Origin of the sequence: Kistimonas scapharcae (assembly GCF_039540975.1) — a bacterium.
GTDB lineage: Bacteria > Pseudomonadota > Gammaproteobacteria > Pseudomonadales > Endozoicomonadaceae > Kistimonas > Kistimonas scapharcae.
This window is the reverse complement of the sequence record NZ_BAABFL010000120.1, coordinates 1-6,972: the sequence shown is the minus strand read 5'-3', so window position 1 is coordinate 6,972 and position 6,972 is coordinate 1. Positions and strand designations below refer to the sequence as shown.

At 48.0% G+C, this 6,972-nt stretch carries 5 protein-coding genes; 1 reads left to right on the top strand and 4 read right to left on the bottom strand.

Going from position 1 to position 6,972, the window contains the following annotated elements; all coding sequences use genetic code 11:
- Positions 1 to 67: 67 nt before the first annotated feature.
- The 4 genes from ABD892_RS07560 to ABD892_RS07545 all read right to left on the bottom strand — a co-directional run bounded on the left by ABD892_RS07560 (position 68) and on the right by ABD892_RS07545 (position 4,423).
- Positions 68 to 1,357, bottom strand: coding sequence for a hypothetical protein (locus tag ABD892_RS07560; protein ID WP_345194856.1), 1,290 nt, complete (start codon positions 1,355 to 1,357; stop codon positions 68 to 70).
- A gap of 210 nt (positions 1,358 to 1,567) precedes the next feature.
- Entirely contained in the window at positions 1,568 to 2,104 is a 537-nt protein-coding gene (locus ABD892_RS07555; protein WP_345194855.1) for a 4Fe-4S dicluster domain-containing protein, read from the bottom strand.
- Complete coding sequence (locus tag ABD892_RS07550; protein WP_345194854.1) at positions 2,101 to 2,772, bottom strand: TorD/DmsD family molecular chaperone; 672 nt, start codon at positions 2,770 to 2,772, stop codon at positions 2,101 to 2,103. Before ABD892_RS07550 ends, ABD892_RS07555 begins: the two co-directional genes overlap by 4 nt.
- Positions 2,773 to 2,842: 70 nt before the next feature.
- Complete coding sequence (locus ABD892_RS07545; RefSeq protein WP_345194853.1) at positions 2,843 to 4,423, bottom strand: peptide chain release factor 3; 1,581 nt, start codon at positions 4,421 to 4,423, stop codon at positions 2,843 to 2,845.
- A gap of 570 nt (positions 4,424 to 4,993) precedes the next feature.
- Between ABD892_RS07545 and ABD892_RS07540 the strand changes: the two genes are divergently transcribed.
- On the top strand, positions 4,994 to 6,955 hold the full coding sequence (locus ABD892_RS07540) for an ankyrin repeat domain-containing protein (protein WP_345194852.1): 1,962 nt from the start codon (positions 4,994 to 4,996) through the stop codon (positions 6,953 to 6,955).
- Positions 6,956 to 6,972: the final 17 nt, after the last annotated feature.

The following is a 6,972-nucleotide window of genomic DNA, read 5'->3' as shown; positions in this document are numbered from 1 at the left end:
CGAAAGCCAGGAAAACCTGGCTTCAATGGCAATAAACTGTGTCAGTTTCATGCTGGATAATAGTGAATTAATGATTTGTCATTGACTGCATTTCTTTAGAGTCACTTGCTCGCAAGTTCCCTAGATTTCTGACTATATGGATATGGTTGTGTGTCGTAGCATGATGAAGCAGCGTCATTTGATCCTCGTCTATCATTGAGAAGACGTGGTCTCTCTCTCTTGGAGATAGCATGTCGATAACGGTAGCGATGAGTGTGCTTTTCCCTTGTCGGGTAATTTCGACTAATGCATCTTGAAGTGGTTTGGCTATTGATTCAGTCTTCAGGTCATCTTTGTTTGCGACACGAACAGTTGCATAATAGAGTGACCTTTCGAGAGGAGTTTTAAATAGGCTTTCCAGGTTGATTATATTTTGCAGGTCAAGCTGGAGATAGTTACCGCTAAAGAATTGCTGCCATAGTTTTATATCTGAATTTTTTATCGTTTGGCATAAAATATGACATAGATCGTCAGTAGTCCATTGTTGAGAAAAAGAAGTGAATTCTTGTGAGGGTAAATAGTGTTTAGTCAGTAGCTCGGCGATTATGATGTTGGCATTACGCGCTTGCTGTTGTAGTTCATTATTATGTTTTTCAATCAATAAAGGGATTGGGCTTATGCCTGCTGACTCATCCATCAATACGGTGCTTGAGTCTACTCTTGCTTTTAGTAGGGTTTCGGTTAATCGCCAGTCACTTCTTGTAATAGCTCTGTTAATGAGGCGCCTGATATCAAAGAAGTGGTCATCATTATCTTCTTCGTAAGGTGAATCTCCAGATAACCACATATTGTCCGAAGCAGGCACGGTATATCTGGTGATGCTTGGGCTGGTTTCAAATGTGTCGAGGTGATGCCATTGGTCGTTAGTTTCGTTATATTTGGCATAGGCCGCTCTATGTTTGCCGAAAATCAGTACTGCCAGACTGTCAGATGAAAAATAACAAGCATCGACATTGTCTGACCTGAAAGTGCCTGAAAAATCGATCAGGCATGGAGGTCGATTGAAATCTGTAAGGCTTATGCTTTGTGAGCCAAATAACTTGGGAGGCTTGAATTGGAAAACTTGAAGCTTATTGGGTGACCAGCGATAGTGTGAATTACTTTCAGATGGAATATCTCTTCTAACCAGCCTGTGTTGTTTGAGGTCGGTAGAGCTATCTTTTGCTGGGGAAGGCGTAACAGGTTGTAAGCTATTGCCTAAAGGTCTGATTCCTGTGCAAATGATAGGGGGCTTTTGCCTGTTTGTCATGATTGGTGATTGATAGGGAGCAGGCCTAATCATCTTGATCTCTTCTGCTTGAAATGAATGAATAACCATGGAGTTTTGATTACGTTGGAAGTTCAAAACAAAATGGTAAGCCGTACTGATATGAGGTATGTAAGCAGATCCTGTTGCTGTGCTGTTAGATTGATTTATCGATAATGTATTGATATTGCATCGAGCAATGGTGATTGGTTGAATGTCCGCTCGAATTAGGGGGCTGGTGGCTCTTGGTATAATCTCATGGGTTTGGAGGCAAAGTTATTCTTAGCCATGCTGGACACGTTGCATGCTTAATGCTTTGAAGAAACAATTAAAAGCGCAGACACCGCAGCCATTGCAGCGGTCAGTTTGAATAACAGGGGCCGATAGTCCATCGGCTGTTATTGCGCCTTTTGAGCAGGCTTCTTCGCATATGTTGCACGCCATGCCTAGTTCGGCCTGACAGCGGGCCGTTAGGGTTGGACGTAACGGTAACGATGTAGTTCCCTGTTGGTCGTCCAGCGCGCCAGTCGGGCAGGCTTCGACACATTTTGTACAGAATGTGCAATAACCATGCTCCATATTTAATACGGGCTTTTCCTGCAGGGCTGTATGGGTTTCGTCTGAAGTCTGAATAATGCGTTCAGGGCAGGCATCAATACACTTATGACAGTTGTCACAAAGTGCAAGGAATTCCCGGTTGTCCCGTGCCCAGGGCGGGCGCGGGTAATCGCTTTCCGGTATCTCTACGGTTTCTTCTTTTGGGGCGAAGCGGCGGAAAAACGCCCGCCGCGCGGGTGAAACGAGTTCATCCTGACTCATCGGTACAGCCTGACGATCAGGTATTCCGCACCGGTCAGGCTCGCTAGCTGCTGCAGGGAACCTTCCGCGAGGTCAGCCAGTCCCCGATAGAAGTCGGTGGTCGCATTTTGGCGGATCAACTCAAACAAACGACTGGACCAGATCAACACATGGTTGGTCAGGAATTCTGCTGTGGCGCAAAGCCAGGGTTGTTCCGGCTGCTCGTCATCAATCGCCTGCAGTGCCTCACCGAGCAGGTGGGCGATAAACGCAAATTGCAGGCCGATATGATCGTCGGGCTCGTTTTCACCGGTATCAATGGCAATGCCGTACTGGCGGTAGAATTCTCGAACAGCCATGGCGGGCTCTGTCAGGGTAAGCTGTTCTTCGGTCAGGTACACCGATGACCAGGGTGCGGCCAGCAGGGCATTCGGACCGATGAATAGAGCGTTGTAATCCTGAATCAGCAATGACAGGGGATTGTCAGCATGCTCATCCAGAAACTGCTGCATGGCTTCAAGGCCGGATTGAATGTGCGAATTGTTGTCCTCCACAGGCCAGTGGGCCAGCAGGCGGTCGGCAACCAGTGGATGGAGAAAACCCGGTTCTGGTGCGCGGTGGAAGGCGGTGTAGAGAAAACGGCAGGCAATCTCAAGGCCGGCCAGGGTTTCAGTTTTCTGCGGAGTCATCGGTGTGTCATGGCTCTTGGGGTGTGCCGGAATAACGATGGTCGGTTATTCCGGCGGACAGGGTATGAACTCAGTGCTCGCGGGTCGCGCGGAATTCGATCTCCGGCCAGCGCTCCTCGGTCAGGCTGAGGTTGACGCGGGTGGTGGCCAGGTAGGTCAGGTAACCGCCGCCGTCTTCTGCCAAGTTCTCGCTGCACTTGCGGCGGAACTCTTCCAGCTTGCGGGCGTCATCACAGTGTACCCAGCGGGCGGTGAACACGTTCACCGGTTCGTAGATGCAGTCGACCTTGTATTCGTCTTTCAGGCGCTGACGCACGACGTCAAACTGCAGCACACCGACGGCGCCGAGAATCAGGTCGTTGTTGTTCAGCGGCATAAACAGCTGGGTGGCGCCTTCTTCGGACAACTGCTGCAGACCTTTTTGCAACTGCTTCAGTTTCAGCGGATCTTTCAGGCGAACCCGCTTGAACAGTTCCGGGGCGAAGTGTGGAATGCCGGTGAAGCGCATCATTTCGCCTTCGGTGAAGGTGTCGCCGATCTGGATGGTGCCGTGGTTATGCAGACCGATGATGTCACCGGACAGTGCCTCTTCCACGTGAGAACGGTCGCCAGCCAGGAACGTTACGGCGTCAGCAATTTTCACATCCTTGCCGATCCGGGCGTGACGCATCTTCATGTTGCGGGTGTATTTGCCGGAACAGATACGCAGGAAGGCAATCCGGTCGCGGTGGCGCGGATCCATATTCGCCTGGATCTTGAATACGAAGCCGGTGAACGTGTTGTCGGTCGGTTCAACCGTTCGGGTGTCGGTCTGGCGGGCGATTGGCGCTGGTGCCCAACGAACGAAATCATCCAGCATTTCACGGACGCCGAAGTTGGCCAAAGCGGTGCCGAAGAACACGGGGGTCATTCTGCCTGCCTGGTACTCTTCCAGGTCAAACTCGTGGCTGGCCCCGCGCACCAGTTCGATTTCGTCCACCAGTTCTTCGTGCATTTCACCGAGGAAATCGCGCGCTTCGGCAGAGTCCAGACCCTGGATGCGGATATCATCCGGAATGCGGTGACCTTGACCGGGCGTAAATACATGAATGGTGTCGGTATAAAGGTTATAAACACCTTTAAAACGCTTGCCCATGCCGATGGGCCAGGTGATCGGCGCACACTGGATCTTCAGGATGGATTCGATCTCATCCATGACCTCGATATGGTCACGGACTTCCCGGTCCATCTTGTTGATAAAGCTGAAAATGGGTGTGTCACGAAGACGGCAGACATCCATCAGTTTGATGGTTCGGTCTTCGACACCTTTGGCGCCGTCGATCACCATCAATACGGAGTCCACGGCCGTCAGGGTCCGGTAAGTATCTTCAGAGAAGTCTTCGTGCCCGGGGGTATCCAGCAGGTTGACCATCTGTTCGCGATAAGGAAACTGCATCACGGAGGTGGTGATGGAGATGCCCCGTTCCTGCTCCATTTTCATCCAGTCAGACGTCGCCATCCGGCCACTTTTGCGACCCTTGACCGTGCCCGCCATCTGGATGGCGTTCCCGAACAGCAGCAGCTTTTCGGTAATGGTGGTCTTACCCGCATCAGGGTGGGAGATGATGGCGAAGGTACGGCGTTTGCCGACTTCCCGGATAAAATCTGACATGGATCCTCGCGACCGGTGGTATGAACAGTGTGGTGCGCGATTATACTCGCTCAGGGGCTGAGGTGAACTGTTAGTATCACTGTTTGTTTGCGGTACCTATCAAGTCTATCGAAGTGTCAGTTCAACGTTATTTATTCTCGGACTTTGTATATGCCTACTTTGAGACTGTAACAGCAAGGTTTGTAGCATTAACCGATTTTTATTTTCCATGGAACTAATAGGGTTAATTATATGTCTTCACTATCAAGGGGCTTGGTATTTATGGTTTGAAAAAAGACTCTTGATACAGCTTGAAACTCTCAGCTCTAATTTTATCAACGCAATAAGTACCTAGCCATAAATAATCTCATATTNTTACAGCTTACAGCTTACAGCTTACAGCTTACAGCTTACAGCTTACAGCTTACAGCTTACAGCTTACAGCTTACAGCTTACAGCTTACAGCCTACAGTCCGCAGTGCGTGGGCTGATGCGCTGAGAAAGCTTCGCTCTGGGTGCTTAGTCAATGGGTTGAACACGATAAAATGTGAGATTACTTTCAATCTACTTACTGGCAAGGAGCTTACTGTTATGAATTTGAATTTCGCATCCTGCAGAAAAGAAGGGGTCAGTTATGATGATATGGTTTTGGTCAGAAAATATTGTTCTCAAGCTCTATGCGGGAATTTGCGCAGAGCTGCCACTGTTCCCGTGGAATTAGAAATTAAATTAAGACGTTGTATTCCTGATCTGGAAAATATGATTGCTGAATTTACTGAAATGCAGACTAGGGAAGTCAAAAAGCTTTTAAGCGATAAATGGAGTGAGATGGATCAAAAGCGGATCAATGGGAACGTTAGTTGTTTCACAGTAAACTCAATTGGGTCTAATCTTGTCTGTATTCTTCCAAGTCAGCATGTCTATAAGGGTAATTGCCGTGGTGTAAACGCAGCATTTATTTATGCATGTGTTAACCCTCACGCCAGCTTGAAATCGTTTTTTAATAGTTTGAAACTACTTTCTCAAAAGAATGAGTTTTCTATTGGTGGTAAGCAATTTACGGCTGATGAAAATCAGGGTGCAATATTGGGTGCCATCAATGAAGCACGGAAACAGTATCGCGATTGGGTGAAGCAACAACCTGATAGTGGTCCAGATAATGCCGGCGAATTATATGATGAATTTTTCGAGAAGCGCCCTGATATCGCCCAATATTTGGAGCTTCATCCATTGGCAGAGATGATATATCAAGAGGTATCAAACACGGAGATCGGGGAAGCAGGTTTTTCAACAAGCTCGAATAAAACTGTTATTGAATACTCAGAGTTCATGGCCCCGATCAGTCTCATGAGAGCGACATATCAAGGTATCTCTCCTCTTTCAGCCACTAGAATGTGGTCAATGAGCTGTGACCAGGCAGAACTTCAAAATTTGCTTGTTGATTTGGACGATGGTGTTTATGAGCTAAGTACCGGTAATCACGCGTTAGGGTTAGCCTTGATTGCAAATCATACCGTGTGTTGTGATGTTAACCTACCTGTATGGATGAAGGTATCTGACCGGAATAACATAGCCTCTGAACTACTAGAGCAGCTTGGTGCTGTAGAGGGAAAAATTCTATTAGCATTTAGGAAGGTTTTTGCCACCTGCTGGTTTCGATGCATGTCACCAGAGCATTTTATGGAGGGGGTTGGAAAGCCTTTGGCTGAAATTAACAGCCTTATTGCAAATGAAGACAAAAAGTTGGAAAAACTGACCAGAGCGCTTCATGACCCATTTGCAAATAATGCAAGAGGTGTGACTGAACTCTTGATTGCAGTCTCCTGTGCTGATGACAAGCGTGTCAGGGCGTTGTGTATTCAAGGTGCTGATGTGAATAAGGAGACGGATTATGGTGCTACACCGTTAATGATGGCTATAGGGGATGGTGGTAACAGGGAGATTGCTAAACGTCTGATTATGTACGGCGCTGACATTGATAGAGCAACGCGAATGGGGACTGCTTTAATTCAAGCGGCACAATATGGTGATATGGAAAGCGTTACTTTTTTGTTAAACAACAACGCCAGTGTCAATAAAGCAAGGGCTGGGTGTGACTGGTATACGCCACTGGCTTCCGCCGTGATGAACGGGCGTTTCAATGTTGCAGAAGTTTTGCTAAACCACGGTGCGGACATCACTGTCACGACTAAAGCAGGTGCATCACTGCTGCAGATGGCCGTGGATGCGGGGCATAGGGAAATGGTCATGAAGCTGCTTGACTATAAAGCTGATATCAGACATCTGACGAATAAACGGGACTCTGTGTTAGGATTGGCGGCACAAAAAGGTCATGGCGATATTGTTCAGGTTTTACTTGCCCACGGATCGGATGTTAACCATGCAAATGAGCAGGGCGTCACGCCTCTAATGATGGCTGCAGCAGCTGGACATAAAAGTATTATTGAGTTACTGGGCGGTGTTTTTGTTAATAGTGGATTGACCATATTGATCTGGCAAGAGTTTTCCGGACACTTTTTTACGCTGCCTTGGCAAGTTCCTGTTCATACTTGAAAGGTGCCAAGTAGCCA

Coding starts and splice junctions, on each gene's coding strand:
- ABD892_RS07560 (WP_345194856.1), bottom strand. CDS start 1,357: ATGGTTATTCATTCATTTCAAGCAGAAGAGATCAAGATGATTAGGCCT.
- ABD892_RS07555 (WP_345194855.1), bottom strand. CDS start 2,104: ATGAGTCAGGATGAACTCGTTTCACCCGCGCGGCGGGCGTTTTTCCGC.
- ABD892_RS07550 (WP_345194854.1), bottom strand. CDS start 2,772: ATGACTCCGCAGAAAACTGAAACCCTGGCCGGCCTTGAGATTGCCTGC.
- ABD892_RS07545 (WP_345194853.1), bottom strand. CDS start 4,423: ATGTCAGATTTTATCCGGGAAGTCGGCAAACGCCGTACCTTCGCCATC.
- ABD892_RS07540 (WP_345194852.1), top strand. CDS start 4,994: ATGAATTTGAATTTCGCATCCTGCAGAAAAGAAGGGGTCAGTTATGAT.